The following is a 26,645-nucleotide window of genomic DNA, read 5'->3' on the forward strand; positions in this document are numbered from 1 at the left end:
GGGGTAAGGGATTTGCTGCTAAGCTACAGCAAACCCATGAGGCAAAGAATAGTAGAATAACGATGTTGCTATCGTAGAATTTGAAACTTCTTGGGACGGTAGAATTTATGAATAATAAACCATTGGTGCACTCTCCTTTATGAATTAGATATCTGCCAGCTATTCATATAATAGATCGATTAACTATGTTGATGTAAAAACGAAGCGCCTGCTATCTCATATAGAAATAGTTAACGTTTTATAATGAACTTTAAAGTAATAGTTTTAAATTTAGTATACGCTACTGCTCCTCAGCTCCCCTGAAATTACAGATTCTTTTTTCTGATGCCTTGTGGAAATGTTTTCTACTGTTTACAAAAAACAGCAATTATGAAACGTTTCTACTTACTTATTGTTTTTTTAGATTGTCTTTTCTTTGCAAAAGGGCAGCAAGTCAATTTTATTTCTACTGTTTTCTATAATTCCACAAACCAAACAATTACCGTACAGGTAGGTTTGCAAAGAGATGGTAATTGCAATTCTGAGATAGGACTGGTATCAATTGATTTTGAATTACAGTGGTCCTCTGATTTGATTTTACAGAGTTCAGGATTTATTCCTAGTGGAGCAAGACTGGACGATACTTACTATTTCGGAAGCAACCCCACTACAGATCAGGATAATGGCACTCCGGCAAACCCTGTGGCTCCCTGGACTGTAGGAAATAAATCAACATCTTTTGGGACCTATCAAACATACCATTTTCAACGCTCCACAAATAAATGTAATAATGTTATCAGAATCAATTGTGGTCAGATTGTTCCATTCTTTACTGCCACTTTTACTCTAGCTAATCCTGCTAACTTTAATCTTTATCGTTATAACTATGACTATGCAATACCTGCTAATAACGGCAATTATATAGCACAATTCATTACAAATGTTGGCGACCAGCCAACCAATCAGTATAAGGAAATTTTAATTTATTCATCTAAAACACAGAGTTATACCGATGTGTCCGGTCAATGCCCTTCTGGCGCTGATGTCAATAATGGAAATACTTTAACTGCAGATGTCAATGATAATAATTTCGTCAATACCTATGGCGCAATTTTGCCAGCTTCGATCAATTTATTTGAAGTGGAAAAACAAGGCAGCAAAACAATTTTAAACTGGAGTACTTCTGCTGAAGAAATGAATAAAGGCTTTGAAATACAACGGAAAGTAAATGGCCAATTTGAAAGCATCGGATTCGTAAACAGCAAAGCACCACATAGTCTCAGCAGCGAGGTTCTGAATTATCGTTTTGTTGATGATGAACAATTCTCTGCCAAAACAATTTTCTACCGATTGAAACTAATCGGCTTCAACGACCAGGAAGGATATAGCGAAGTAAGAGTACTGAGGAACGCAGGTAAACTTCAAACGCTGATTTATCCAAATCCATCTGCAGGAAACCTGCAGGTTGTACTGCCTTACAATAAAGGAACAAATACAATTGAACTAATGTATTCCAACGGAAAAAAAATTCGTGTGTGGGAAAAATACAATGCGCCTGTGTTGAAGATGAGTAACCTGCCGAAAGGCCTATTCACATTATCCATAATAAACAACGAAACATCAGAGCGAACTGTTGAAAAAATAATTGTTCAATAATGGCTGTCCTTTACATCTCCTGCAGATACTTACGAACAAAACGAATAGCCATAGATCCCTCACCCACTGCAGCTGAAATACCCGTCATTGCACCAAAGCGTACATCGCCTGAAGCAAAGATGCCCGGAACACTTGTTTCAGGCAGGTAAGGTTCACGCTCTAATTTCCATGTAGCAGCAAAAGATTTTTCTTTCATCAACTCACTACCACTAAGAATAAATCCCTTTTCATCTTTTAAAACAAGATCATCTAACCAGGCTGTGCCCGGCCTTGTGCCAATATAAACAAACAATGCTTTTGCAGGAACCGTTTTTTCTTCCCCCGTAGAAGCGTCCTTTAATGTAATCGTTTCAAGAATGGTTGAACCCGAGCAAGCTATCACTTCAGTATGAGGAAGTACTTTGATATTTGAGGTATGACTGATGTTTTCAACCAGATAATTAGCAGCAACCTCCGACAATTTATCTTTACGGATAAGTATGTTCACCTCCTTTGCAAATTTGCTCATATACATTGCAGCCTGGCAAGCTGAATTACCGCCACCAATAATATAAATACTTTCATTGCGGCATGCCTGCGCTTCAATAGCAGCAGCTCCATAATATACTCCAGCGCCTGTAAACAAATCCATGCCTTCCACTTCTAATTTTTTATAAGCAACTCCGGTAGCGATCACAATTGCTTTACTATGTATTTCAGAACCGTCTGTTAGTTGTGTGATCTTATAACCATCTTTCACACTAATGCTTTTTACTTCCTGTGGCGTAAGAATTTCGGTGCCAAAGCGAAGTGTTTGTGTAATAGCTCTTCTGCTTAATTCGGCGCCAGATAAACCAGTAGGAAAACCGAGATAATTTTCAATACGTGCACTGCTGCTTGCCTGCCCGCCGGGATTACTTCTTTCGATTAATAATGTTTTTAATCCTTCACATGAACCATAGACAGATGCTGCAAGCCCTGCCGGGCCTGCACCAATGATCAGTACATCATACATTTCTTTTGTTGCTTTTTGTTGCAGCCCTACACGTTCGGCAATTTGAGATATGGAAGGATCGGTTATTACAGAACCATCTTTTAAAATCACCAAAGGCAAATCAGAAATTGAAGCATTGGCGCTGATCAGATATTTTTCTGCTTCAGGATCGTTTTCAACATCCATCCAGATATAAGGAACAAGATTACCTGAAAGAAATTCTTTTAGTTGATGACTTTTAGGCGACCATTGATAACCGATGATTCTTGTGGCTTCATGATCTGGTTTGTATAACGCTTGCCACTCATCTAACAGATCATTCACAACCGGAAATAGTTTTTCTTCAGCAGGATGCCAGGGTTTCAATAGATAATAATCAAGCTTAACGGTATTAATGGCCTTGATCGCTGCTTCAATATCAGAATAAGCAGTAAGCAATACTTTTTTTGCTTCAGGAAAAATTTCATTTGCTTTTTCCAGCAAAGCAACACCTTCCATTTCAGGCATACGCTGATCTGAAATAAACAAGGCCACCACTTCATTTTTCAGCTTTAGTTCTTTAATGAGTTCAAGCGCTTCTGTTGCCGATTCCGTTGCAACAACTTTATATTCGTCACGGTATTTATTACGTATGTCTCTTTGAATTGCACGAAGCACCTGCACATCATCGTCAATTAAAATTATATAGGGAAGTTTCATGTGTTTAATATTTAGTACACTTGGTTAATGTGATACGATCTGTTGGCTAAGCGGAATACAAACAGTGAAAATAGTTTTGCCAGGTATTGATTCTACTTTTATTTCTGCATTGTGACGTTTAATGATCCTGTTAACGATGTCAAGCCCAATGCCAGTGCCTTCGCCTACTTTCTTTGTTGTGAAGAAGGGATCAAAAATGCGGGAAATGATTTCTTTAGGAATACCCGTTCCATTGTCCATAATTGAAACCGTAACATCTTTGGTTGTGCACTTTGTTGTAACAGTGATTGTTCCGTTTTGATCCAGGGCAGAAATTGCATTGTCAATAAGGTTGGTCCAAACCTGGTTTAATTCACCAACATATGCTGGCACCACCGGCATGTCGCTGCAAAAGTTTTTTACAATTTCAATATTCTTTTTACGCAGTTTAAAACCAAGAAGCGTTAACGTGTTTTCAATATCTGTATGAATATTGGTTGGTTGCAGATCATTGGTGCGATCCATGTGCACATGACTTTTTATGGAAGCCACGAGTTTAGAAATACGATCTGAAGCATCTCCTAAATCTTTGATCATTTTTTGTGAACTGATCAGGTTTTCCAGCCATGGAATTACCCGTGCAAACGCATCTGTGCCGGCATCATCACGAATTTGTTCCAGCTCTTCCAATGTAAAACCAAATTCAGAAAATGTTTCGGCTGCTTCCCTTTGTTTAATGCCATTGTTTTCCAGCCAATCCTCAATGTCATCCTGCATTTGCATGCTTGCAAGTGCACTCATTTTTTTTGTTTCTGCAGGGGTGTTTTCTTTTTGCTCAATAATTGAATGAATGTGTTGAATATGGTCGGCTGTCATATTACAATCGAGCAATTGCTTTGTAAGTATATAGTTTTGCGTTACACGTTTTGTTAATTCATCTGCAATACCGCTGATGGCTGCTGCCGGATTATTCAGTTCATGTGCTATGCCTGCAGCAAGATTACCCAAAGCATCTATTTTTTCATGTTGCAGTTGCGTAGTGGCAAAAATTCTTGCACGTTCCGTCATGTAACCGATGAGCCGTTGAATAAGATCGGGGTTAAGCAATTCCAGTTCATGAAAATGATCTTTGTGAAGTCGCAACATTTTTACATCACCCAGTGCATATGAATAGCCGGGCATTGTTTTCATTCTGGAATAGGGGAGTAAGCCGCCCACACCTCCAGTGGTGCTTGTGTTTTCAAACGTGAAATAGTAAACCTGTCGTCCGTTGATATACATGTAGAAGGTTACTTTGCCTTCCAGTGCAATCCACATTACTTCGGCAGGGTCGCCATACTTTACAATGATGTCGCCATCCTGGTGTTCAACGTACTCTGAACGGTCAATGATCCATTGCAAATGATCGTCAGGAAGATCGGCAAATGCAAGAACCTTTCGGAGGTCTTCAATGTCTACCGGTGGCATGTTAATTTGGTTTTAAGTAAGACGGTAATTGAGTAGTTGTTTAAATATACAACAGTATTTTACAAACACAAACGCCACTGCATGGCAGTGGCGTTTGCTTATTTTTTGGATTGTTTACTTACTGTAAATAGCTTTTGTGGTTGTCTCACCTCTGGCCGATGATGAATGCGTAACAACTGAAAGCAGACCGTCACTTGTGAGCGACCATGTTTCATTTGATTTAAATTCCATCGTTTGGCCATCTCTTTCAAAGTTCATTACACTGTTGATTGTAAGTGTGAGTCCATCATCCGACCATTTTCCTGTCGATTTTCTTTTTGATCCACCAAAACCTTCCGACTCTGTTACTTTGCCATCGTAGGTTACTGTGTAAGTTGTGGTAACCGGATCGCCACCATTAAAACCCGGCGTTGTTCTGCTGATGGTAATGTCGTTTTCTTTTTGCTCTGCCTTTAAGGAACGTGCTGTGCGACCGGCAGCATTTCCTAATTCACTTTTGGATTCATCTAATTTCCAATCGCCTGAAAAATTTGCACGGTAATCAACCGTTGTAAAAGAGAAAAGAAGAAAGCAAGGAATCAATAATGTAAAGCAAATGTTGCTAAGGGAAATCTTTTTCATGTAGATAAGTTTAATGAATTAAATATAGAAATAAAATGATCTCATAGTTGCAAAGTGGATAACCGTTTAAATAAATGCGGCGCTGGTATTGCGGCGTTCGCCCTTGTTTAAAATTCTTCAGCGGTATTTTTTGGTAGCATTTATTTATAAACTTAAATAGCTTTCGTATTGGTGCAGAGTTCTGTGCTATTGTTATCTATTTATCAATCTCAAAATTGTTTGCTGGTATGAAAAAGAAAATGTTTTTTTCTATGGCCATGCTATGTGCTATCGGGCTGGGTTCCTGTTCGAAAAACATAGCTCATTCCGAAAACGATACGATCAATGAATCATTGTTTGAAACTGCGTCTGTTAATATGCGTGTTTCAAACAGTAATTTTTTTGATCCCTCCGGGCTCATCTCAAAAAGTCAGCATGGCGTGTTAGATACTGTTCAAAAAGGTTTCCGCTTTACAGAAGGCCCTGCTGTTGACAAAGAAGGAAATGTATTTTTCACTGATCAACCCAATGATAAAATTTATAAATGGACAGCAGCAACGGGAAAGATCACAACATTTTTAACGGGCACCGGTCGTGCAAATGGAATGGCATTTGACAAAGATGGTTACCTGATTGCTTGTGCTGATATGTATGGAGAACTCTGGCGCATTGCTCCTGATGGTTCTCACACGGTTCTTGTCAATAATTACAATGGAAAATTATTGAATGGTCCCAATGATGTTTGGATCAATCCAAAAGATGGTGGCATCTATATTACCGATCCAATTTTTCCAAGAGATTATTGGGATGCAACAGATCCACGTAAACAAAATTGGGAACCGACACATTCCGAGCAAGCTGCCACTGGTAAGGGTGGACATGTGTACTATTTGGCGCCTGGTGCCAGCACACTTGTGAGAGTAACGACAATGGCAGGATGGAATGCTGATATATGGCCCAATGGTATAACCGGAACACCTGACGGTAAAAAGCTGTATGTAAACAACTGGACATACGATGGCACCGGCCAGATCAAAGAATTTGCTATTAAAGCAGATGGTACACTTTCTAACATGAAGACGCTGGTTGCAAATCTGAATTTTTGCGATGGAATGTCGCTCGACGAGAAAGGAAATATTTATGTGAGTGGTGGCCCAGGTTTGAATGCTTATGATAAAAACGGAAACAAGGTCCTTACAATTCCTGGTGGTGGCGGCACTAACAATGTTTTTGCTGGTGCGAATAATAAAATACTGTTCATGACCAGTCCTGACAGGATCACTTCAGTAAAGATGAATGTGAAAGGAGTAGAAAAATTTTAACCCAACGCTCATAATTTTTATTCATTAAAACAAATTGTATGAAATACGTTCTTAGTTTTTTATTTGTATTTGGATGCTGCACAGCTTTTGCGCAAAATGCCATTGATGGTAAATGGAAAGGTTCACGTGAAACACCCAACGGTACTTTTGAAATTAATTATACGTTTAAGGTAGAAGGGAAAGTTGTTATCGGCACGTGGAAAACAGAATTCGGTGAAGCAAAAGTGGAAGATGGCAAAATAGAAGGAAAGAAGTTTTCGTACAGTATTTCCTTTAACGATATGAAAATTGCCAGCACGGCCGAGCTGATAAATGAAAATGAAATACTGGTTAAGAATGAAAGGGGAGAAATGAAACTTACGAGAGTTAAAGAAGCAAAGTGATTATTTTTTACATCCCATGTTGGAAACAACATGGGATGATTTTTTTATGAATGACCTTCTGAATATTCATTTTTAATCTACCTCATCACATTATCCACCAATCCTTTCAACTCCGTATACTTTTCATGACGTCCTTTGTTTTTCAGATTGTACACAAACAAAAACGCACAGTACTTTTTATCATTATCGATCCAGGGAAAAGAACCAAACAATCCCGGGCTGCTTACGGCAACTCCACGTTTTGATACGGGCATCGCATCTTTCTTTTCACTTACTGCTAAAGGAACATCCATGATCCATTCGCCAAAACCATAACCCCAGTTGCCTGCTTCTTCGGGACTATAAGCCATTTCCACATCACGGCCTAAACGATTCTTCTGCATTTCATTCACCAATGCTTTACTGATAATGCGCTTTCCATTGAACTCACCTTCGTTCAGCAGCATGATCAAAAAGTTCATATAGTCTTCAGGTGTGCTGTAGGCACCACCTGCTGCAAGTGGTACACCGCTCTTTCCAAAATCGGTATTCTTCATTTCCAGCGGATCAGCAATGCGTTCTTTAAACGCAGTTTCAAAATCCTTCTCACTTACTTTTTCAATAATGGCCGCCACAATTTGCAAACCTGTATTACTATAGTGGAAATATTTCCCCGGGGTGCCTTCCATCGGCAGCATTGCAATTTGCTCAATGGACTGAAACATGGTTGTTACATTCTTCATTCCGTTCAGCATATCACCCAATCCACCGCTTTTGATTCCCGTTGTGTGATTAAGGCATTGCCATACCTTAATACCACCTTTGCCGTACTTTGTCATTACCGGTAAAAACTTTCCAACGGAGTCGGTTAGCCGAACTTTGTTTTCATCAATATAGGTCATCAGCAATGCTGCAGTGAACCACTTGCTGCTGCTGGCAATACGTTCACGTGTTGTGGTTGTATAATCCTGCAACACTTCTTCAACATCTTTGCCCTGTACTTTTGCTTTAATCTTTCCACGGTTCTGCTGGCCCTTTGTTAAATTGTTAAAGTTCTGGGTGTATGCAAATTTTCCATCCTTATAAACCATCAACACTGCCCGGCCACCGAGATCGGTGAGATTCTTATTTACCCATTCTTCCACTTTGCCAAAGTTTTGTTGGGCGAAACTGAACTGAAAGAATAACAGGAAAACAATGCTGGCACTGACTTTGGGGCGGATATTCAAACGGTTACGTGACATTCTTACTGAATTTTTTTATTGGATTGCGTTTTGAGGACTAATGTTTAAAATAAAGAGAATATGAATTTAGGAAACTTCACTATAAAAGCGGCAGAAGCTGTGCAGCAGGCGCAGCAACTGGCGTTTAATGCACAGAACACAAATATCGAGACTGAACATTTGCTGAAAGCGTTGCTTGATCAGCAAGATAGCCCTGTGGAATACCTATTAAAGAAAAATAATGTTACCGTTAATCTTGTTGAAACAAAACTGGATGAAGCCATTAACCGATTGCCCAAAACAAGTGGCGATGCTGCACAATCAATCAGCCGTGAAGCAAATGCGGTGGTATTGCGTGCAGGTGCATCACTCAAAGGTTTTGGTGATGAGTTCGTAACACCTGAACATTTACTCCTGGCCATTGTACAAGGAAATGATTCATCAGCAAAATTGTTGAAAGATGCAGGCTTAACTGAAAAGGGACTTATTACAGCAATTAAAGAACTACGTAAAGGTGATACGGTAAAAAGTCAGACACAGGAAACACAGTTCAATGCATTAAATAAGTATGCAAAGAACCTGATTGAAATGGCAAGGCAAGGTAAACTTGATCCTGTTATTGGTCGTGATGAAGAAATACGTCGCACACTGCACATCTTAACACGTCGCAGTAAAAACAATCCTATACTCGTTGGTGAACCCGGTGTTGGTAAAACAGCTATTGCGGAAGGCTTGGCCATGCGCATTGTAAATGGTGATGTACCTGAAAACCTGAAATCGAAAATTATTTATGCATTGGATATGGGGCAACTTATTGCCGGTGCAAAATATAAAGGGGAGTTTGAAGAACGTTTGAAAAGTGTGGTGAAAGAAGTAACCACCAGTGATGGTGAAATTATTTTGTTCATTGATGAAATTCATACGCTTGTTGGTGCAGGCGGCGGCGATGGCGCCATGGATGCAGCCAATATCCTGAAGCCTGCACTGGCAAGAGGTGAACTTCGTGCCATTGGTGCCACAACGTTAAATGAATATCAGAAATTCTTTGAAAAAGATAAAGCGCTTGAACGTCGTTTCCAGAAAGTAATGATCGATGAACCAAGTGTGGAAGATGCAGTTTCTATTCTTCGTGGTTTGAAAGACCGTTATGAAACACATCATCATGTGCGTATTAAAGACGAGGCAATTATTGCAGCTGTTGAATTAAGTGTTCGTTATATCACTGATCGTTTTCTACCCGACAAAGCAATTGATCTTATTGATGAAAGTGCTGCGAAGCTTCGTTTGGAAATGAACAGCATGCCCGAAGAGCTGGATAAGCTTGAGCGTCAGATCCGTCAATTGGAAATTGAACGTGAAGCTATCAAACGTGAGAATGATGAATTTAAATTAAAAGAACTCAACACCGAGATCGCTAACCTTTCTGTCGACAGAGATACTCTTAAAGCAAAATGGAAAGATGAAAAAGAACTCGTGGAAAAAGTGCAGAATGCAAAGGCTGAAATTGAAAACTTGAAATTGTTGGCTGAGCGTGCAGAGCGTGAAGGCGATTATGGCAAGGTTGCAGAGATCCGTTATGGTAAAGTGAAAGAGCAGGAGCAGATCATTAGTGAATTAAGTGGTCAGCTTGCTGCAAGCAGCGAAAAGCGTTTGTTGAAAGAGGAAGTGGATGCTGAAGATATTGCAGAGAATATTGCGAAGATGACCGGCATTCCTGTATCGAAGATGATGCAAAGCGAACGGGAGAAGTTATTGTACCTCGAAGATGAATTGCATAACCGGGTTATTGGCCAGGATGAAGCCATCACTGCAGTTGCGGATGCAATCCGCAGGAGCAGGGCAGGGTTGAGTGATCCAAAGAAACCGATTGGTTCGTTTATTTTCCTTGGAACAACAGGTGTAGGTAAAACAGAGCTGGCAAAAGCACTGGCTGAATATTTGTTTGATGATGAAAGTATGATGACGAGGATCGATATGAGTGAGTACCAGGAAAAACACACTGTTTCAAGATTGGTGGGAGCGCCTCCCGGCTATGTGGGTTACGATGAAGGCGGTCAGTTAACTGAAGCTGTTCGGCGTAAACCCTACAGTGTAGTGTTACTCGACGAGATCGAAAAAGCGCACCCCGACGTATGGAATATTATGTTGCAGGTACTGGATGATGGCCGTTTAACTGACAATAAAGGCCGGATGGTGAACTTTAAGAACACCATTATCATTATGACCAGCAATATCGGTAGTCATCTTATTAGTGAAGCTTACGAAGGCGTAGATACTGAAAATGAGATAGATAAGGCGGCAGAAAGGGCAAAAATTGAAGTTATGACATTGTTGCGACAAACCATTCGGCCCGAATTCTTGAATCGTGTGGACGAAATCATTATGTTTGCACCATTACTTCGTAAGGAAATCAAATCCATCATTCACATTCAGCTGAACAATCTCAGGCAACTGGTTGCTCAAAGTGGAATACAGCTGGAATTTTCTGACTACACCCTTGAATTCCTTGCCGAACATGGTTTCGATCCCCAGTTTGGTGCAAGACCCCTGAAACGATTAATACAAAAAGAGATCGTAAACGGGCTCAGCCGAAAGATTTTATCAGGCGATATCGAAAAAAACCGCAAAGTACTTGTGGATGTATTTGACGGGGTTGTTGTTTTCAGAAATGAAAACGACGAGGCTCCTTCAACAAAGGAAAAGAACAAGACGGCGGCAACAAAAGTGGATTAACAGCGAATTGAATTAATAAATAAAAAAGGAGACAGGTTATGGCACACAAATCAGTAGAAATAGAAATTATTCCGCCGAAAGATATATGGGTAGGTAATAAAAAAGCACCGGTTAAATTAGTGATGTATGGCGATTATGAAAGTGAGGCCTGTGCAAAAGCAAATGAAATTGTAAACCAGTTGATGGAGAAATACGAAGATAAATTGCAGTTCAACTTCCGCCATTTCCCTTTAACTCGTATTCATCAGCGTGCACAAAAAGCAGCAGAAGCTTCTATTGGTGCAGCACAGGAAGGCGAAGTTAAGTTTTGGGATATGCACAATATCCTGTTTGCTCACCGTCGTAATCTTGGTACAATTAGCTTGAAAGGCTATGCAAAAGAAGCGGGAGTAACCGATAAAAACTTTTTGACCAAACTCGTTGATTCAGTTTATGGCTGGAGCGTTCGTGCCGACCTGCTGGAAGGTGCCGACAAAGGCATTAAAGATGTTCCTTTCTTTTATATTAATGGAGAAGTGTATAATGGACCAGTGAATGTAAGTGCATTCAGCAAAGCCATTGATTCACTGGCGAGCACGAAAAAGCCCGCTGCAAAAACGGCAACAAAAAAGAGAGCTTAAAACAGCTTGATTTTGATACAAGGCAATGAAGAAATTCATTGCCTTTTTTTGTTTATAAGTTCTCTGAAAAAATCCGGACGATATCCCGTTCAAAATTCATCTTTGCACACTTAATCATCAACTATGGCATCAGGTAAAAACGCAGCAATTGGTTTCATCTTCATCACCTTACTGATCGATGTAATCGGGTTTGGAATTATCATTCCTGTTATGCCGAATCTTATTGAAGAACTGGCGCATGTTAATGTGAGCCAGGCGTCGAAAATAGGAGGTGTTTTGCTGGCTGTTTTTGCCATTACCCAATTTGTGTTTTCGCCATTAGTGGGTAACCTTAGCGATAAATATGGCCGTCGGCCCATTTTGCTGGCCTCTCTTTTTGCCTTTGCGCTTGATTATGTGTTACTATCCTTTGCGCCCAATCTTGGTTGGCTATTTATTGGCCGGATCATAGCAGGAATAACAGGAGCAAGCTTCACGACCGCCTCGGCTTATATTGCCGATATCAGCACACCCGAAGACAGGGCAAAAAACTTTGGAATGATCGGTGCGGCTTTTGGGCTAGGTTTTATTATCGGCCCTATGATCGGGGGTTTATTAGGTGGGCTTGGAACCAGGGTTCCGTTTATGGTGGCAGCCGGTTTATGTTTTCTCAACTTCCTGTATGGCTTTTTTATTCTGCCTGAATCATTAAAGCCTGAACTGCGCCGGCCTTTTGAATGGAAAAGAGCGATACCCGGCGTGAGTATCTATAACCTAAAAAAATACCCGGCTATTGGTGGTCTAATCTTTTCCCTTGTGCTGGTGTACCTAGGTGGTCATGCCGTGCAATCGAACTGGAGTTTTTTTACCATTGAACGCTTTAACTGGACGCCCGGTATGATTGGAATTTCTCTAGCCGTGGTGGGCGTATTGGTCGGTGGAGTACAAGCCGGTTTAACGAGGATTGTAAATCCTCGATTGGGAAATGAAAAAAGCGTTTACATCGGGCTTGCTTTTTACGCAATAGGCATGTTATTGTTTGCCTTTGCAACGCAGAGCTGGATGATGTTTGCCTTTCTAATTCCTTATTGCCTGGGCGGTATCTGTGGCCCGGCATTGCAATCCATAATGGTAGGGCATGTGCCTGCAAACGAACAAGGCGAGTTGCAGGGTTCGTTATCAGGGCTGATGAGTCTTACCACCATTATTGGTCCGCTGCTAATGACAAATACATTTGCTTACTTCACAAGTAAGTCGGCCCCTGTTTATTTTCCGGGTTCATCATTTTTGTTGGGAGCCATTCTCATCATCGCCAGTGCAATTATTGCCTACTATGCCCTTCATCCAGGTAAGACGCAAGCGGCTACTTCCGGCGATTCAATTTCCTAATGCGTGTTTATTTTCCAATAGCGCCTGAAATAGTCATCCATCGAAATAGGGCCGCCACCTTCTGCAAAAAAGAAACAAAGCAATAAGAGAATAATGATCGAAAGCCCTAATTCAGACTGGCCTGCATAAATACCTTTTTGAACGTTTACGAAAAATACAGCGCCAAGCAGAATGGGAATCTGAATTAATACGGCCCAGCGTGTAAACAAGCCAACTATAATAAAGAAACCACCGAGAAGATGTATCCACGGTATAGCAGTGATCAGCCAGTTTTGTGATGCAAAGCTGGTACCCTTAAGAAGTAATTGTAACGACACATTATTACTGATAAATGAAATCCCCTTTAACATGAGGCTTAACCCGAGAGCAACACGTAGCACCACCAGCCATTTGGGGTGATGGGTGATGCTCCATTGCTGAAGTTGATGTAACATACCCATAAAAAAAGATTGAGTGAAAGAACAATGTCAACATATATAAGTTACGCAAAAAGGAGCAGTTTGCCAAGAACCAAAAGTTCGAATTAGCTGGCACAATATGCAGGCCAGAACTGGCTGCCGGCACATAATAGAGCAGCACAGCACATGTTGGTTTTAACCAGTTAAAACTGAATAGATTTACGAAATCCACAATCTAAAATCGGCCATCTGAAATTAACCCCGTCCCCTTATCTTTGCCACTCTAAAAAAATTACGACGTGGCCACTAAATTCACGAAAGAAACTTATCTCTACTGGTATGAGTTGATGCTGCTCCTTCGCCGTTTCGAAGAAAAAGCCGGACAATTATATGGTATGCAAAAGATCCGTGGTTTCTGCCACCTCTACATTGGCCAGGAAGCCATTGCTGCAGGTTGTATGACGGCTACGAAAGCTGAAGATAAAATGATCACTGCTTATCGTGATCATGGTTTAGCCATTGCGAAAGGTGTGAGTGCAAAAAGCTGTATGGCTGAATTGTATGGTAAAGCTACCGGATGCTCGAAAGGTAAAGGTGGTAGTATGCACTTCTTTGGAGTGGATGTTGGTTTTTATGGTGGTCATGGTATTGTGGGTGCACAAATTGGTACAGGTGCTGGCTTGGCATTTGCGGAAAAATACAAAGGCACTGATGCAGTATGTCTTACGTTCTTTGGTGATGGTGCTGCACGCCAGGGTATGCTTCACGAAACATTCAATCTTGCAATGTTGTGGAAATTGCCCGTGATCTTTATTTGCGAAAACAACAACTATGCAATGGGTACTTCAGTAACCCGTACAAGTAACGTAGTTGATATTTATAAGCTGGCTGATGCATACGAAATGCCTGCCGATAGTGTTGATGGTATGGATCCTGAAGCAGTGCACGAAGCAGTAGCACGTGCTGTAAAACGTGGCAGAACAGGTGAAGGCCCAACTTTATTAGAGATTAAAACTTATCGTTACAAAGGTCACTCGATGAGTGATCCCCAGAAATACCGTTCTAAAGACGAGGTAGAAGAATACAAACAACGTGACCCAATTGAAACTTCTAAAAAGAAATTGCTGGAAGTGTTTGGTGTAAGCGAAGCAGAGATTGAAGAGATCAATGAGCGGGTGCGTTTAGAAGTGGAAGAGTGTGTGAAATTCTCTGAAGAAAGCCCATACCCTGAAGCAGATGAATTGCTGAAAGACGTGTATGTAGATCAAAACTATCCGTTCATTGTTGATTAAGAAACCTGAGCGAAGTAGGGATGAACGTAAGAAATAAATTAATCTGAATTATTACTCAAAATGTCTGAAACAAAAAAAACAACAGCACAGGAACTTAACGAAGTGCAAGCCATCAAACAAGCGAAAGATTTCTGGGGTCGCTTTTCAAAACCGATCACTTACATTGGTGGATTGGTGATTTTACTTGCAGGTGGTTACCTGGTTTATAAGAATTTCTTTGTTGGTCCAAAAGAAAAAAAGGCGAGTGAAGCAATCAGCCGTGCTCAACAATATTTTGCAATGGATTCGTTAGACCTTGCCTTAAATGGTGATGGTTCTGCAGCAGGTTTCCTGAAGATCGCCAAAACTTACGGCGGTACAAAGTCAGGTAATCTTGCTCATTACTATGCTGGTGCAATTTATCTCCGCAAAGAAGATTATAACAACGCTATAAAACAGCTGGAAGATTTTTCAACTGATGCTTCACAGGTACAAAGCGCAGCATGGCGTATGTTGGGCGATGCATACATGAGCACCGATAAAAAAGATAAAGGCGCTTCTTTCTACGAGAAAGCTGCAACACTGAATGATAAAGATGAATACACATCATCTGAAAATCTTTACCGTGCAGCAATGGCTTATGAAGTAGCAGGTAAAAAAGAAAAAGCAACGGAGCTTTTAAAATCGTTGAAAGAAAAATATCCAAAGTCAACAGCTGCAGGACAAGCTGAAAAATATCTTGCACGACTTGGTGTTGTAGGAAATGAATAAACAGCATTAAGCAATCATATTATGGCAGAAGTTAGCAATAGCAACTTATACCAACTAAATGCAGGCACTCACGATTTTTCGGGTGCCTGTGTTGTATTGGTACGTACCGAGTGGAATGCAACAGTGATCGATGAACTTGAAAAAGGATGCAGAAAAATATTAGACGAATTTGGTGTTCATGAAGTAGTGACTGTAACTGTGCCAGGAGCAGTTGAAATTGGCTTTGCAGTAAAAGCTTACTGGGACAGTAAGTCAAGGCATATCAAAACAAGGCCACATGCATTTATTACACTTGGTTGTGTCATTCGTGGCGATACTCCTCATTTCGATTATGTATGCAAAGCAGTTACCGATTCGGTAACGCATTTGAATCTTACCCTTGATGTGCCGGTAATACTTGGCGTGCTTACTGTTGAAAATCAACAGCAGGCTATTGAACGAATTGGTGGTAGCCATGGTCATAAAGGCGAAGAAGCAGCCATTACTGCATTAAAAATGATCGTACTAAACACCTCATTAAAAAAATAAGCGCTCAACCTTTGTTGGCCATGACTGTACAACTGTTTATACCTTGTTTTGTTGATCAGCTTTATCCGGAAACTGCCTTTAATATGGTGAAAGTACTGGAGAAGCTGGGTTGTAATGTGAAGTACAATGCAAATCAAACCTGTTGCGGACAACCGGCATTTAATGCAGGGTTTCAGCAGGAGTGTAAAGATGTTGCAACGAAATTCATGAAAGACTTTTCGGGGAGTGAATATATTATTGCACCAAGTGCATCATGCAGTGGTTTTGTAAGAAATTACTACGGCAAAATTTTCGACAACTCATCGATTCATAACGAGGTAAAAGATATCGGTAAGCGTCTTTACGAGTTTAGTGAGTTTCTCACCAATGTTTTAAAGGTAGAAGATATCGGTGCAAAGCTGGAAGGCAAAGCAACTTATCATGATAGCTGTGCTGCGTTACGTGAATGTAAGATTAAAGAAGGCCCACGTAAACTTTTGCAGCATGTGCAGGGATTAGAACTGGTTGAAATGAACGATGTAGAAACCTGTTGTGGTTTTGGTGGCACTTTCGCAGTGAAGTTTGAACCTATCTCCATCGCCATGGCCGATCAGAAAGTAAATAATGCATTAGCTACAGGTGCCCAATACATGATCTCTACTGATCTGAGTTGTCTCATGCATTTAGAAGGTTACATTAAACAAAAAGGGCACAACCTCCGCACATTACATCTGGCTGATGTATTGGCAAATGGATGGTGAGAATACAATTTGAAAATTTGAGGATGGGCTAATTTGAATTTAATCATCTTCAAAAAGCTGTATTTTCATTTTCAAATCTTCAAATTCTTAAATTACTTATGGCTCATTGGTTAATTAAATCAGAACCGTTCAAATACAGCTGGGATCAGTTTGTAAAAGACAAACAAACATTCTGGGATGGTGTGCGCAACTATGCTGCCCGTAACAATCTCCGTGATATGAAAAAAGGCGAGGAGGTTTTCTTTTATCATAGCAATGAAGGATTGGAAATTGTAGGGATTGCAAAAGTGGCCAAGGAAGCTTACCAGGATCCAACAACAGATGAAGAAGCGTGGGTAGTTGTTGATTTTAAACCGGTGCGTAAACTCAAGAAGCCGGTAACGCTTGCGCAAATGAAAACAGATAAACGTTTAGCGAATATGGACTTGTTACGTTTAGGACGTTTGAGTGTTGGCAAAGTAACGGATGTAGAGTGGGATGTGGTGCTGGAGTTAGCAGGCGAGTAGGGGGGTAAGAGTTTAATAAGTGTAAAGAGTAAAGGAGTTGAGTTGCTAAGAGTTTAACGAGACAAAAAAAGTTTAAAGAGTTGACGTTGTCAGCTCTTTTTTTATTTTACGAACTCAACGAAATTGTTTTTCTCCTTTCCCTTTTTAATCTCTTAAGATATTTTAACAATTCGCTTCGGTTACATTTTGCCGTTACCCGGTATCAATCTTTACTTATGAATGATACATCAGCAGTTGAATGATTTGCACGCCGGCAAATGAATTCAGCAAGTGGTTCGCTGCTCCTGCATCTTGCTTCTCATTTAAAACAATCAAAAACATTTCAAAATGAAATGAGCGTAAAATTTTCGCAGCTATATTTTTAGTGCGAAGGAAATTTCCATCCGAATAACATTTGGCCTTTTAAAAACAATTAAAAAATTATCAAATGAAAAAGATCATTTTGGCTGTCGTACTATTGGCAGCAGCTGGCGGAGCTGTGTATTTATATTCTCAACGCAACAGAAACATTAAACCACCTATTCAAACTTCTTACAAGGAAACCATCATCGGCGATTGGAAAATTGAATCAATAGCTTCAAAAGATACCAGCAGTATTGGATTACTGTTGTTATCACTTGACTCTAACCTTACCAATTATACTTTTCGCTTTAGTGCTGATGGTGCTATTACACAATTGCTCAATGATAGTATTGTGCCGCAGAAAAGTAAGTATGAATGGAAAGACAGTTCACAACTCGTAATTATCGAAGGAGATTCATTAGATGATCAAGAGTTGATGCATGTAGCAATTCTAACTACTGAGCAGTTGAATCTCATGAGTGCCGATAGCTCTGTCATCCACTTTAAGAGAAAGAAATAAACCAACGAACCGGCTGATATTTTATCGGCCGGTTTATGTATTTAAAACTATTCTGCATCTGAAATAAAAACATCATCATGAAACAATTACTCTTTGCCGGAATCGCATTCCTGCTCCTGGCCGTCTCATGCAACCACGAGAATAAAAAAGAAGCAGCTGAATCTATAAGGGTTGCAGGTGTAAAATTGGAAGACAACATAGCAGATACAACTGCGATGCTACAGCATTCACCAGCAATTCCTGGTGATGAAAAAGAAAAACAACAGCCAAGCAAGCCATCTGCTCAATCATCACCGTCACCTGAAAGTAAACCCGATTGGAATAAAAAGATCATTAAGACCGCTACACTAAATGTGGAACTAAAAGATTATTCAAAGTTCAACCAGTTGGTGCATTCATCTGCCAGCCGTTTTGGCGGCTATGTAGCTGATGAATTACAGTCGGAAACAGAATACAAGATTGAAAATACAATTGTTATTAAAGTCCCTGTTGATCAGTTTCAATCTGCGGTAGATTTTTTTACCAGCGGCGATGGAAAGATCAATGAAAAGAAAATATCATCTGAAGATGTAACGACGCAGTACGTAGACACAAGATCAAGACTGGAAGCAAAGAAACAAGTGCGGTTGCGTTATCTTGATTTGCTGAAGCAGGCAAAGAATATGGAAGAGATATTACAAGTTCAAAGCGAGATCAACGGTATACAGGAAGAAATTGAAAGTGCCAGTGGCCGTATCAACTACTTGTCAAATGCTTCAGCAATGAGCACTATCCATCTTACGTATTACCAGGTAATAAATGCTGCAGCCCAGGAAACACAAACAGTTAGCTTTTGGGAAAAAAGTAAAACAGCTTTTTTAAGTGGATGGAGTGGATTGGTGGAAGTAATGATCGGCTTATTAAACATCTGGCCTCTTGCTTTAATTATTACACTTGTGGTATGGGCCGTTAAACGTTCAGTTTTGAAAAAAGTAAAAGCACCGCAAGCATAATTATATGAGCGAACATTTGAATTATAACGACTCAAATGTTCGCTTCAACTATTTTCTTAAACTCTTCTCTCGGAATCATGCGTGCACCTAAACTCTCAAGATGAGGAGTGTATATCTGGCAATCGATCAACACAATGTTTTCTTGTTTTAATTGCTGAACAAGCTTTATAAAAGCATATTTGCTGGCATTGCTTGCTTTGCTAAACATGCTTTCACCAAAAAAAACTGAACCCAGGCGTATGCCGTACAAACCACCTGCAAGTTCATTGTTAAGCCATGTTTCTGCACTAATAGCATATCCTAGTTGATGAAGTTTTGTATAGGCTTGTTCAATTTCTTTGGTGATCCATGTGCCTTCGGTAAGCTTGCGTGTTTGTCCGCACAAATGAATTACTTCTTTAAACGCTGTATTAAAACGAAATTCAAATGCATTCCGGTTGAGAAGCTGCTGCATACTCTTGCTCACATATAACTCGTCGGGAAACAAAACGCATCGTGGATCAGGGCACCACCAAAGCGGTGGCTCGTCATCATTAAACCAGGGAAAAATGCCACTGCGATAGGCAAGCAGCAATCGATCTGTACTTAAATCGCCGCCAATGGCAAGCAAACCATCTGCTGATGAATCTTCAACAGGTGGAAACCAGAGCTTGTCATTTAAAACCGTTAAGGGCATGTGCAAAAATAAAGGTCGGATTGTAAAGTGCAAATCAGGCAATAACTTCAACAGTGGCACCAATGCCACGTTCAGTAATTGCATCGCAAAGAGGTTTCAGATCATCATATGATCCGTTTTTTACTGCATATTTTCCTTTGCTGTGAATAAGCCAGGCACATTGTTCCGCCTGTTCGGGTGCATGGTCGCAAATATCGATGAGTGTTTCAATTACCCATTCAAATGTATTCACCTCGTCATTCCACATAATGAGATGACAAGGTTCTTCTACGTCTGTGAGAACATCCGTTTCTATTAATTCTTTGGTATGTGTTTCTGTGCTGAACATTAGCTGCAAAATTAACCAATGAAAAGAAAAAAACAATTTCTTCATATTGGGAAAGCAACTTAAGTGGTACAAAAGTTGTCATGGATAAGCATAACAGACGGGAAATCATATGAAATTCAGGCAACTGCTTAAAAAGAAAACTGAAGAAAGCCCAAACCAGGGCCAGGCGGTTGTCATTTCTATGGATAACAGCAATCGGGGCCTCGATTTTCTTGTTGAATTGTTTCGAAAGATAAGGCCCGCAGATGTGAATGACAAAGAAGCCGCCGAACTAAAGTTTAAAGCGTTTTTATTTCAACTACAGGAAGACCGGTCCTTACTTTTTTCTATACGAAAGGCGTTACTTACTCAATTTTCTAATAGCGATGTTACCACTGCACTTACAGAAAGTGGTTTGCTGAGTTCGAGAGGATTTATTCAGGAGCTCGGTTCAAAATTCAAACATAAAATTATACCGGCTTTACTAGAGCCCACTGATTTTCTTTTTGTAATTGAACGTCTTTTTTACAAGAAGAACGATTATGTGTGGATAGAAAAGATCGACGGTGAATTATGGAAATCTTTTTTTGGCCGAATAGGCATTGAAGTTAATCTGAATGAGCCAACGCTAAACAACCAGTTGTTACAGTCAATGCAAACCCTGTCGTATCGTTTAGCAATGATGGGACTTGAAAAAGAAATCACCCGGTTGCATGATGCCCGGAACGATGCTGTGTTTCCGTTTCTTGAGCAAAGCCGTTTGGTGAATATGCTGCTTGAGAAAAAGAAGAATACGCATAATATCGAAGATGAGAAAATGATCGCTGCGGGTATTTTCGAAGCGTTGAACAATTGCCTGCAAAGTATAAGGTATATTAAAGAGCAACGGGAGAGTATAGGTACAAGTTTAGCTGAGACCTTCCTGCTCACACGTATGGAGCAGCATGTTGAACGAATCCTGCTAATACTTGATGCGGTTGACAATGATAAACGTTTTGATATTGATCGCTTCATAACTTATTTTATAACCGTAGTACGTAATCAAAACCGTAAAAACAGTTTAAGTGAATTCCTGTCGCAGAACGTTGGGTTATTGGCTTACCAGATTTCGGAACATGGTGGAAGACGAGGGGAAACATTCATCACAAAAACCAGGAAAGAATTCAATCTTCTTTTTCTCAGTGCAATGGGCGGGGGATTTATTATTTCCTTCATTGCTATTTTTAAAAATCTGCTGGTGAAAGTAACCCTTGCACCTTTCTGGCAAGGCGTTGCATACAGTACAAATTACAGTATTGGTTTCTTGCTTATACAATCATCGGGTTCAACATTGGCAACAAAGCAGCCGGCGTTTACAGCATCTGCTGTAGCCAGTTCACTGGATTCATCAAAGTTGAAAGGAAGGCCTGATCTTGATAATCTAGCTGTAACTGTATCGCAGGTATCCCGTAGCCAGTTGGCATCTTTTGCTGGTAACCTGTTGATCGTTTTTCCAATGACTTACCTGTTGGCAATGCTCTATTATGAAATCACCGGCACCAAGATAGCAGCTGGAAGCGAAGCATTAGGATTGTTGCAGGCACAGCATCCGTTTCAATCACTGGCATTATTATACGCATGCTTTACGGGTTTCTTTTTATTCTTAAGTGGATTGATAGCAGGCTGGGTAGAAAATTATGTAGTATATGCACAATTGCCTCAGCGAATTCAAATGCACCCGGCTTTACATCATTCACTTGGCAAAAAGCAATTAAGCCGGTTGGTTAATCTTGTTGAGAATAAATTAGGATCGATTGCCGGTAGTCTTTCATTGGGTTTCTTCCTTGGTATGGCAGCATTCATAGGAAAGACATTCGGGATTCCTCTAGATATCAGGCATATTACCATTTCAGCTGGTAACACAGCCATCGGTTTCTTTGGCATGGAAGGCCCCATCGATTACCGTTATCTTGGTGTGATCTTGTTAGGTGTAAGTTTGATTGGCTTTCTTAATTTTTTTGTGAGCTTTGGTTTTGCCTTTTTTGTTGCGGTGAAATCAAGGGGAATTAAGTTGAGAGACTATCCTGAGTTCCTGGGCATTTTGTGGAAATACTTCCGTAAACGTCCGATGAATTTTATCATCCCCACAAAAAAATAATCTTCAAATATTTTTTAGATTTTTTTGTCTGAATAAGTCATCCCCTTATCTTTGCACTCCCCAAACGGGAGCATAGCTCAGTTGGTTCAGAGCATCTGCCTTACAAGCAGAGGGTCCGCGGTTCGAGCCCGTGTGCTCCCACAGAAAAAAGGTTCACAATTGTGAACCTTTTTTATTTTTCCAAACGTTCTTTCCTCAATTCACATCTTTTCCTTCTTTCAGTTTAGTGATCATTGTTTCAATATTCTTTTTGTTTTGCTCATCGGCGGCGAGTGGCAGGGCAAGATTTGCATACTTCAATGCACTCTTGTAATCAGCATTGGCCGAGTATCCTCGCACCAGGCCCATCAACGTTGTAAACTGACCGGGGTTTTTATCATGATTTTGTTTGAATACTTCCAAAGCTTCTTTCGTTTTCTTCAACTGTAATAATTGACGGCCATATTGATGCAGATCCTGCATGTTGCCAAACGCCATCGCCTTTTTCATAACGGCTGAAGCATCATCTCCACGATTAAGCTTTTGGAGCAACTGTGCTTTTACTGCCCATGCACCAAATACACGATCGCCACCAAAGCCACGGCTTGTAGCAGAATCGGCCCACAGTAATGCTTCTTCTAAATTAGTGTTGCGTTGTAAACACCATGCAGCTGCCTGGTTCCAACTTTGCCAGATAAATCCTTTCTCAGTGCGTAATTCTCTGCGAAAAGAAGCGATCTGTTCTTTTACGTAATCTGTTTCTATACGAAAAGGGAACATGAGTTTTTCCCACTGCAATGCAACAGTAGCGCCTGCTTCACTTTCATTCATGAATTCGTATTTCAGCCACTCTGTTGATCTATCCGATGCAACTGTTTTTACCGGAACACGCAAAGCATCTTCTTTTGCATCGTAATAATAATGCCCCCATGAAGTAGAATTATTCGAAAGAATCAAAGTAGAGCCAGCAGGATCGTACGCAAGAAAAACACCATAACGACCAGCTTTCACTGGTTTCCCTTCAACAGTTACATCAGTACTGAATTCAATTGTTGTATTTTCATTGGCACCTGCACGCCATGGAGCCGATTTGCTGCTTCCGAAACCGGGATCGGTAAAACCAACAGGTACCAATTCACCCCACACTTTTCCTTCACGGCCTTTTACCGCCGGACGATCGTAGTGAATTGTTACATCAGTTAAGCCAATTCGCTCACTTACTGAAGCTTTTTTATTACCGCCACTCGGTGAAACAGTCAATGGAATTTGTGCAAAGGAAGAAATAAAAAATGCGCTGCTGAATAACAGCAAACAAAATTTTTTCATGAGCATTAAGTTTTAGTAGCTGTAATCTACCCACAACATTCAGCCTGCTTAAATTGATTATGATTAATGAAGAGGGAAATTGATAGACGGAATTTTTGCTGAACCTTAGTGCTTGCCGATTGGCAGTTTTATACTGCAGTTGAAATACTATCTTGGTTTTTTATCCGGTCGGTCCTGGTAACCCCAATGTTCGCTTTCAGGAAGTTCTTTGCCGGTATATTTTCCATAACGGAGAATGCTGTAAGCGAGTGCAAGAACAACAACGGGTGAAAAGAAAAATAAAATAAAACTGAGATTAGGTAAAGGTTCTAACTGCAACAGCAACACATACAGTAACAGGTACCCCGTTGCAAAAATTGTCATTATAGTAGGATGTTTTAACATCGTTATAAAGTAAAATATCAAATAACGTACCGTCTTATTTTCGTGCAATCGGTAAAGGAGAGCCATTAGTATTGAAAATGTTTTTTGATTAGTATACTTCTATGCATTTGCAAACCTGTTGTATAAACCTGTTGTATTTTTTGAATATGTATGTGTTGACTTTTTAATTGCGTTTTAAATGTATTATTGCCTGCCACGAACGCATATGTCTGATCTATTGTACACGACTGAATTTGAGTTGTTACCCTTTTTTGAACTCACTCCCGATCTTGTTTGTATTGCAGGTAAGGATGGATATTTCCGTAAAGTCAACCAATCGGCAATTGACAAACTTGGCTACACAAAGGAGGAATTATTTGCCCAACCCATCAGCAGCTTCATACATCCTGGTGATAAAGAGGTCACAAAACTTGAGCGGGAGAAAATGATCAATGGCCAACCACTTATCAATTTCCAAAACAGGTATGTTCAGAAAAACGGAAGCATTCTCTGGCTCGACTGGACAGCTATTTATTTTCCTGACAAGGAATTGGTATTCGCTATTGCGAAAGATGTAACACGTAGGAAAGAAACGGAAAAGCAAATCGAAGAAAAATTCAACAGGTTCAAAGGCCTGGCTAATCATTTTAAAGGCAGTATAGAACGGGATCGTAAATATCTATCTATTGAATTGCACGAAGAATTGGCGCAGTTGCTGGCCGTGTTAAAAATTGATATCGATTGGATACGTGCAAAAGAAGTTGAATTAACCGATGCTGTTGCCAATCGCCTGGAGCATGCGGCGGTGATTACAGAGTTACTCATGAAAACCATTCAACGCATTTCATTTACAATCAGCCCCGGTATGTTAAATGATCTTGGCTTGGTTGAAACATTGAAATGGCATTGCAACGAATTTTCTGTGATCAGTTCTATTAATTGTGTACTGCAGGGAAGTTGTAATGATGCTGCATTAAGTAAAGAAATGCAACTTGATATTTTCCGTATTTGCCAGGAAGCATTACATAATGTGCTTTATCATTCAGAAGCATCCAACGCAACTGTAACGATTACTGAAACCAACGAAGAGCTTTCATTTATTATTGCAGATGATGGCAAAGGCTTTGACGTTGATGCAGTACAACACAGCAACGGGTTGACGGTAATAAGAGAGCGGGCTGCTTCTATTAACGCCGTGGTTACAGTGTTAAGCAAACCAGGCAAAGGAACTGAAGTGATTCTGCGATTAGAAAAGTAATTAGTTCTTTCTGTATTGCTTCGACAAATCTTTGATGCGGATATTCCTGAAATCAATTGGCTGGCCTTCGCTTTGCAATGCAATGAAACCACTGCTCAACAATTTTCCATCCTGTTTTATTTTGGGATCATAACGTGCAACAACGCCACCACCAATCTGTGGTTTTGAATATTGCAATACAGTATCCCCATTAATGATATGTGTGATCAATGAATCGCCAAGCACAATTAATTCTGCACTCACCCATTGTTCGCCATCATATGTTTTTGACGAAGAATTAATGCAATGCGATGGAACAATAGTTCCTTTCTGAACTACTTCTGTTCCGGGTGAACACATGTTTCCTGTTGAACGAGGCTTGCCATCGCTTAATCCACCAAGGAATTGCATTTCCACAGAAATAGGCCAGTCCTGTTCTTTCGGCATCGTATGCGGATCCTGTGAATGAAACATGACGCCACTATTGCGCAACGTATAAGATGGTGCTGATTTGAACCACTCGCCCACAAAACGATATTCAAGTTTTAAATGATAGTAGGAGTAAGGCGTTTTGTAGTACAGGTGTCCAAACTGTTCGTTGAATTTATCGTACTGGTCATAACGCACTTTGATCATCTCATCTTCCACACGAAAAGTGTTTCCGAAATTGACACCAACATCATGATGATGAATTTTTACAAACCAATCGTTGATGTCTTTACCATTAAATAAAGAAACCCATTGATCGGTTGATTGTGTTTGCTTCGGTGAGTTGCAATTTATAAAGAATAATGAGAGTGCTAAGAAAAAATATTGACGCATCGCTTGTGGTTGTATTCCGAAGATAGGCGAAAGAACGGAATTGACGATGGAGGAACGATTGCGCAACAAATACCGGCAAAAAAAATCGGCTATACAACGGAATTGGGATTTGAGTTGTCAGAAATAAGACAGCCGGTTGCCCTGTATTGAGCAACATGTATTTATCACTTTTAGGAATTTGTTGATATTATGAAATACTTATTTGTCATTTATGCATTTCTGATTTTCACCGCTTCTTGTAAAAAAGAAAAACAATCTGATGAGGCACAACTCCATGGAACTTGGGTAAGAGTAGGTACTGATGGCACAGGCCCTGCCGCCACCCTTGTATTTTCGCAGGTAAACGGAACTAATAAGCTGCAATTCGATTGCTCCGGCTCTCCCGGCCCTGCTTGGCCAACAACTGCTAACACAACTTATTCAATAGTGAATGGCAAACTTCGTTTTATTGATTATTCAAACAGCAATGGAATCGTTTATACTGCAGATAGTTTTACATGGATCACAAAAGGAGAGGAGTTTGAAATAAAGCTTTATCAATTGTTGTTGTATATGTCAGCGGACTATAAAGTGAGGTATAAAAAAGTTAATTGATCAGGATCGACTTATTACAACAAAGCCTGCTGATATCAGCAGGCTTTGTTGTAACCTATTCTAATTTTATTTTTTAAATGAATTACTCACCACCAACTCTTTACTTCCTCCCGCATAATTATAAAATCCTTCACCACTCTTCACGCCCAATTTAC

At 40.2% G+C, this 26,645-nt stretch carries 26 protein-coding genes and 1 tRNA gene; 17 read left to right on the forward strand and 10 right to left on the reverse strand.

Annotation, left to right across the window (positions count from 1 at the left end; genetic code table 11):
• The first annotated feature begins 369 nt into the window (after positions 1 to 369).
• Positions 370 to 1,635 (forward strand): T9SS type A sorting domain-containing protein, encoded by a 1,266-nt coding sequence (locus tag ACO1QW_RS15685; protein ID WP_486260121.1) that lies wholly within the window; start codon positions 370 to 372, stop codon positions 1,633 to 1,635.
• Positions 1,636 to 1,645: 10 nt separating this feature from the next.
• Here the strand turns inward: ACO1QW_RS15685 and ACO1QW_RS15690 are convergent, their stop codons facing one another.
• The 3 genes from ACO1QW_RS15690 to ACO1QW_RS15700 form a co-directional block, all read right to left on the reverse strand.
• Entirely contained in the window at positions 1,646 to 3,307 is a 1,662-nt protein-coding gene (locus tag ACO1QW_RS15690; protein WP_486260123.1) for an FAD-dependent oxidoreductase, read from the reverse strand.
• Between the two features lie 24 nt (positions 3,308 to 3,331).
• Positions 3,332 to 4,753 carry an ATP-binding protein gene (locus ACO1QW_RS15695; RefSeq protein ID WP_486260125.1) on the reverse strand — a complete coding sequence of 474 codons (1,422 nt, stop codon included), beginning with the start codon at positions 4,751 to 4,753 and terminating at the stop codon, positions 3,332 to 3,334.
• Positions 4,754 to 4,867: 114 nt separating this feature from the next.
• Positions 4,868 to 5,374, reverse strand: a complete 507-nt coding sequence (locus ACO1QW_RS15700) for a hypothetical protein (protein ID WP_486260127.1) — start codon at positions 5,372 to 5,374, stop codon at positions 4,868 to 4,870.
• Positions 5,375 to 5,601: 227 nt separating this feature from the next.
• On the opposite strand from ACO1QW_RS15700, the gene ACO1QW_RS15705 reads away from it, so the two are divergent.
• Both ACO1QW_RS15705 and ACO1QW_RS15710 read left to right on the forward strand, forming a co-directional pair.
• Complete coding sequence (locus ACO1QW_RS15705) at positions 5,602 to 6,675, forward strand: SMP-30/gluconolactonase/LRE family protein (RefSeq protein ID WP_486260129.1); 1,074 nt, start codon at positions 5,602 to 5,604, stop codon at positions 6,673 to 6,675.
• 38 nt (positions 6,676 to 6,713) lie between these two features.
• Positions 6,714 to 7,058, forward strand: a complete 345-nt coding sequence (locus ACO1QW_RS15710; RefSeq protein WP_486260131.1) for a hypothetical protein — start codon at positions 6,714 to 6,716, stop codon at positions 7,056 to 7,058.
• Positions 7,059 to 7,135: 77 nt separating this feature from the next.
• On the opposite strand, the gene ACO1QW_RS15715 is transcribed toward ACO1QW_RS15710, so the two are convergent.
• A complete protein-coding gene (locus ACO1QW_RS15715; RefSeq protein WP_486260133.1) occupies positions 7,136 to 8,281 on the reverse strand; it encodes a serine hydrolase domain-containing protein in 1,146 nt (381 codons plus the stop codon).
• 60 nt (positions 8,282 to 8,341) lie between these two features.
• Between ACO1QW_RS15715 and clpB the strand changes: the two genes are divergently transcribed.
• From clpB to ACO1QW_RS15730, 3 genes are all read left to right on the forward strand, one after another.
• Positions 8,342 to 10,993, forward strand: coding sequence for an ATP-dependent chaperone ClpB (gene clpB, locus ACO1QW_RS15720; RefSeq protein ID WP_486260135.1), 2,652 nt, complete (start codon positions 8,342 to 8,344; stop codon positions 10,991 to 10,993).
• A 38-nt stretch (positions 10,994 to 11,031) separates the two neighbouring features.
• A complete protein-coding gene (locus ACO1QW_RS15725) occupies positions 11,032 to 11,613 on the forward strand; it encodes a DsbA family protein (protein ID WP_486260138.1) in 582 nt (193 codons plus the stop codon).
• Between the two features lie 123 nt (positions 11,614 to 11,736).
• Positions 11,737 to 12,981 carry a TCR/Tet family MFS transporter gene (locus ACO1QW_RS15730; protein ID WP_486260140.1) on the forward strand — a complete coding sequence of 415 codons (1,245 nt, stop codon included), beginning with the start codon at positions 11,737 to 11,739 and terminating at the stop codon, positions 12,979 to 12,981.
• On the opposite strand, the gene ACO1QW_RS15735 is transcribed toward ACO1QW_RS15730, so the two are convergent.
• Entirely contained in the window at positions 12,978 to 13,415 is a 438-nt protein-coding gene (locus tag ACO1QW_RS15735) for a DoxX family protein (RefSeq protein ID WP_486260142.1), read from the reverse strand. The genes ACO1QW_RS15730 and ACO1QW_RS15735 overlap by 4 nt on opposite strands.
• Positions 13,416 to 13,678: 263 nt before the next feature.
• Between ACO1QW_RS15735 and pdhA the strand changes: the two genes are divergently transcribed.
• The 7 genes from pdhA to ACO1QW_RS15770 all read left to right on the forward strand — a co-directional run bounded on the left by pdhA (position 13,679) and on the right by ACO1QW_RS15770 (position 19,049).
• Positions 13,679 to 14,671, forward strand: coding sequence for a pyruvate dehydrogenase (acetyl-transferring) E1 component subunit alpha (pdhA, locus tag ACO1QW_RS15740; RefSeq protein WP_486260143.1), 993 nt, complete (start codon positions 13,679 to 13,681; stop codon positions 14,669 to 14,671).
• A 60-nt stretch (positions 14,672 to 14,731) separates the two neighbouring features.
• Positions 14,732 to 15,421 (forward strand): tetratricopeptide repeat protein, encoded by a 690-nt coding sequence (locus ACO1QW_RS15745; RefSeq protein ID WP_486260145.1) that lies wholly within the window; start codon positions 14,732 to 14,734, stop codon positions 15,419 to 15,421.
• A 21-nt stretch (positions 15,422 to 15,442) separates the two neighbouring features.
• The gene (gene ribH, locus ACO1QW_RS15750; protein ID WP_486260147.1) at positions 15,443 to 15,949 is read left to right on the forward strand and encodes a 6,7-dimethyl-8-ribityllumazine synthase; all 507 of its coding nucleotides are present in this window, start codon (positions 15,443 to 15,445) and stop codon (positions 15,947 to 15,949) included.
• A 20-nt stretch (positions 15,950 to 15,969) separates the two neighbouring features.
• Positions 15,970 to 16,689, forward strand: coding sequence for a (Fe-S)-binding protein (locus ACO1QW_RS15755; RefSeq protein ID WP_486260149.1), 720 nt, complete (start codon positions 15,970 to 15,972; stop codon positions 16,687 to 16,689).
• A gap of 98 nt (positions 16,690 to 16,787) precedes the next feature.
• Positions 16,788 to 17,195, forward strand: a complete 408-nt coding sequence (locus ACO1QW_RS15760; protein WP_486260151.1) for an EVE domain-containing protein — start codon at positions 16,788 to 16,790, stop codon at positions 17,193 to 17,195.
• 427 nt (positions 17,196 to 17,622) lie between these two features.
• On the forward strand, positions 17,623 to 18,057 hold the full coding sequence (locus ACO1QW_RS15765) for a hypothetical protein (RefSeq protein WP_486260152.1): 435 nt from the start codon (positions 17,623 to 17,625) through the stop codon (positions 18,055 to 18,057).
• A 77-nt stretch (positions 18,058 to 18,134) separates the two neighbouring features.
• Positions 18,135 to 19,049, forward strand: coding sequence for a DUF4349 domain-containing protein (locus tag ACO1QW_RS15770; protein ID WP_486260154.1), 915 nt, complete (start codon positions 18,135 to 18,137; stop codon positions 19,047 to 19,049).
• Positions 19,050 to 19,080: 31 nt separating this feature from the next.
• On the opposite strand, the gene aat is transcribed toward ACO1QW_RS15770, so the two are convergent.
• Positions 19,081 to 19,809 carry a leucyl/phenylalanyl-tRNA--protein transferase gene (gene aat, locus ACO1QW_RS15775; RefSeq protein WP_486260156.1) on the reverse strand — a complete coding sequence of 243 codons (729 nt, stop codon included), beginning with the start codon at positions 19,807 to 19,809 and terminating at the stop codon, positions 19,081 to 19,083.
• Positions 19,760 to 20,053 carry an ATP-dependent Clp protease adaptor ClpS gene (locus tag ACO1QW_RS15780; protein WP_486260158.1) on the reverse strand — a complete coding sequence of 98 codons (294 nt, stop codon included), beginning with the start codon at positions 20,051 to 20,053 and terminating at the stop codon, positions 19,760 to 19,762. Before ACO1QW_RS15780 ends, aat begins: the two co-directional genes overlap by 50 nt.
• A gap of 109 nt (positions 20,054 to 20,162) precedes the next feature.
• Here ACO1QW_RS15780 and ACO1QW_RS15785 point away from each other — a divergent pair, with 109 nt between their 5' ends.
• Positions 20,163 to 22,169, forward strand: coding sequence for a hypothetical protein (locus ACO1QW_RS15785; RefSeq protein WP_486260160.1), 2,007 nt, complete (start codon positions 20,163 to 20,165; stop codon positions 22,167 to 22,169).
• Positions 22,170 to 22,235: 66 nt separating this feature from the next.
• Positions 22,236 to 22,310, forward strand: a tRNA-Val gene (locus ACO1QW_RS15790).
• A 54-nt stretch (positions 22,311 to 22,364) separates the two neighbouring features.
• Here the strand turns inward: ACO1QW_RS15790 and ACO1QW_RS15795 are convergent.
• Both ACO1QW_RS15795 and ACO1QW_RS15800 read right to left on the reverse strand, forming a co-directional pair.
• Complete coding sequence (locus tag ACO1QW_RS15795) at positions 22,365 to 23,474, reverse strand: DUF2911 domain-containing protein (RefSeq protein WP_486260162.1); 1,110 nt, start codon at positions 23,472 to 23,474, stop codon at positions 22,365 to 22,367.
• 147 nt (positions 23,475 to 23,621) lie between these two features.
• Positions 23,622 to 23,837 carry a hypothetical protein gene (locus tag ACO1QW_RS15800; protein ID WP_486260164.1) on the reverse strand — a complete coding sequence of 72 codons (216 nt, stop codon included), beginning with the start codon at positions 23,835 to 23,837 and terminating at the stop codon, positions 23,622 to 23,624.
• 226 nt (positions 23,838 to 24,063) lie between these two features.
• Here ACO1QW_RS15800 and ACO1QW_RS15805 point away from each other — a divergent pair, with 226 nt between their 5' ends.
• On the forward strand, positions 24,064 to 25,095 hold the full coding sequence (locus ACO1QW_RS15805; RefSeq protein WP_486260166.1) for a PAS domain-containing sensor histidine kinase: 1,032 nt from the start codon (positions 24,064 to 24,066) through the stop codon (positions 25,093 to 25,095).
• Here the strand turns inward: ACO1QW_RS15805 and ACO1QW_RS15810 are convergent, their stop codons facing one another.
• Positions 25,096 to 25,896 (reverse strand): 3-keto-disaccharide hydrolase, encoded by an 801-nt coding sequence (locus tag ACO1QW_RS15810; RefSeq protein WP_486260168.1) that lies wholly within the window; start codon positions 25,894 to 25,896, stop codon positions 25,096 to 25,098.
• A 189-nt stretch (positions 25,897 to 26,085) separates the two neighbouring features.
• On the opposite strand from ACO1QW_RS15810, the gene ACO1QW_RS15815 reads away from it, so the two are divergent.
• Complete coding sequence (locus tag ACO1QW_RS15815) at positions 26,086 to 26,490, forward strand: hypothetical protein (protein WP_486260170.1); 405 nt, start codon at positions 26,086 to 26,088, stop codon at positions 26,488 to 26,490.
• The last annotated feature ends 155 nt before the right edge of the window (positions 26,491 to 26,645 follow it).

The organism is Lacibacter sp. (assembly GCF_057361365.1).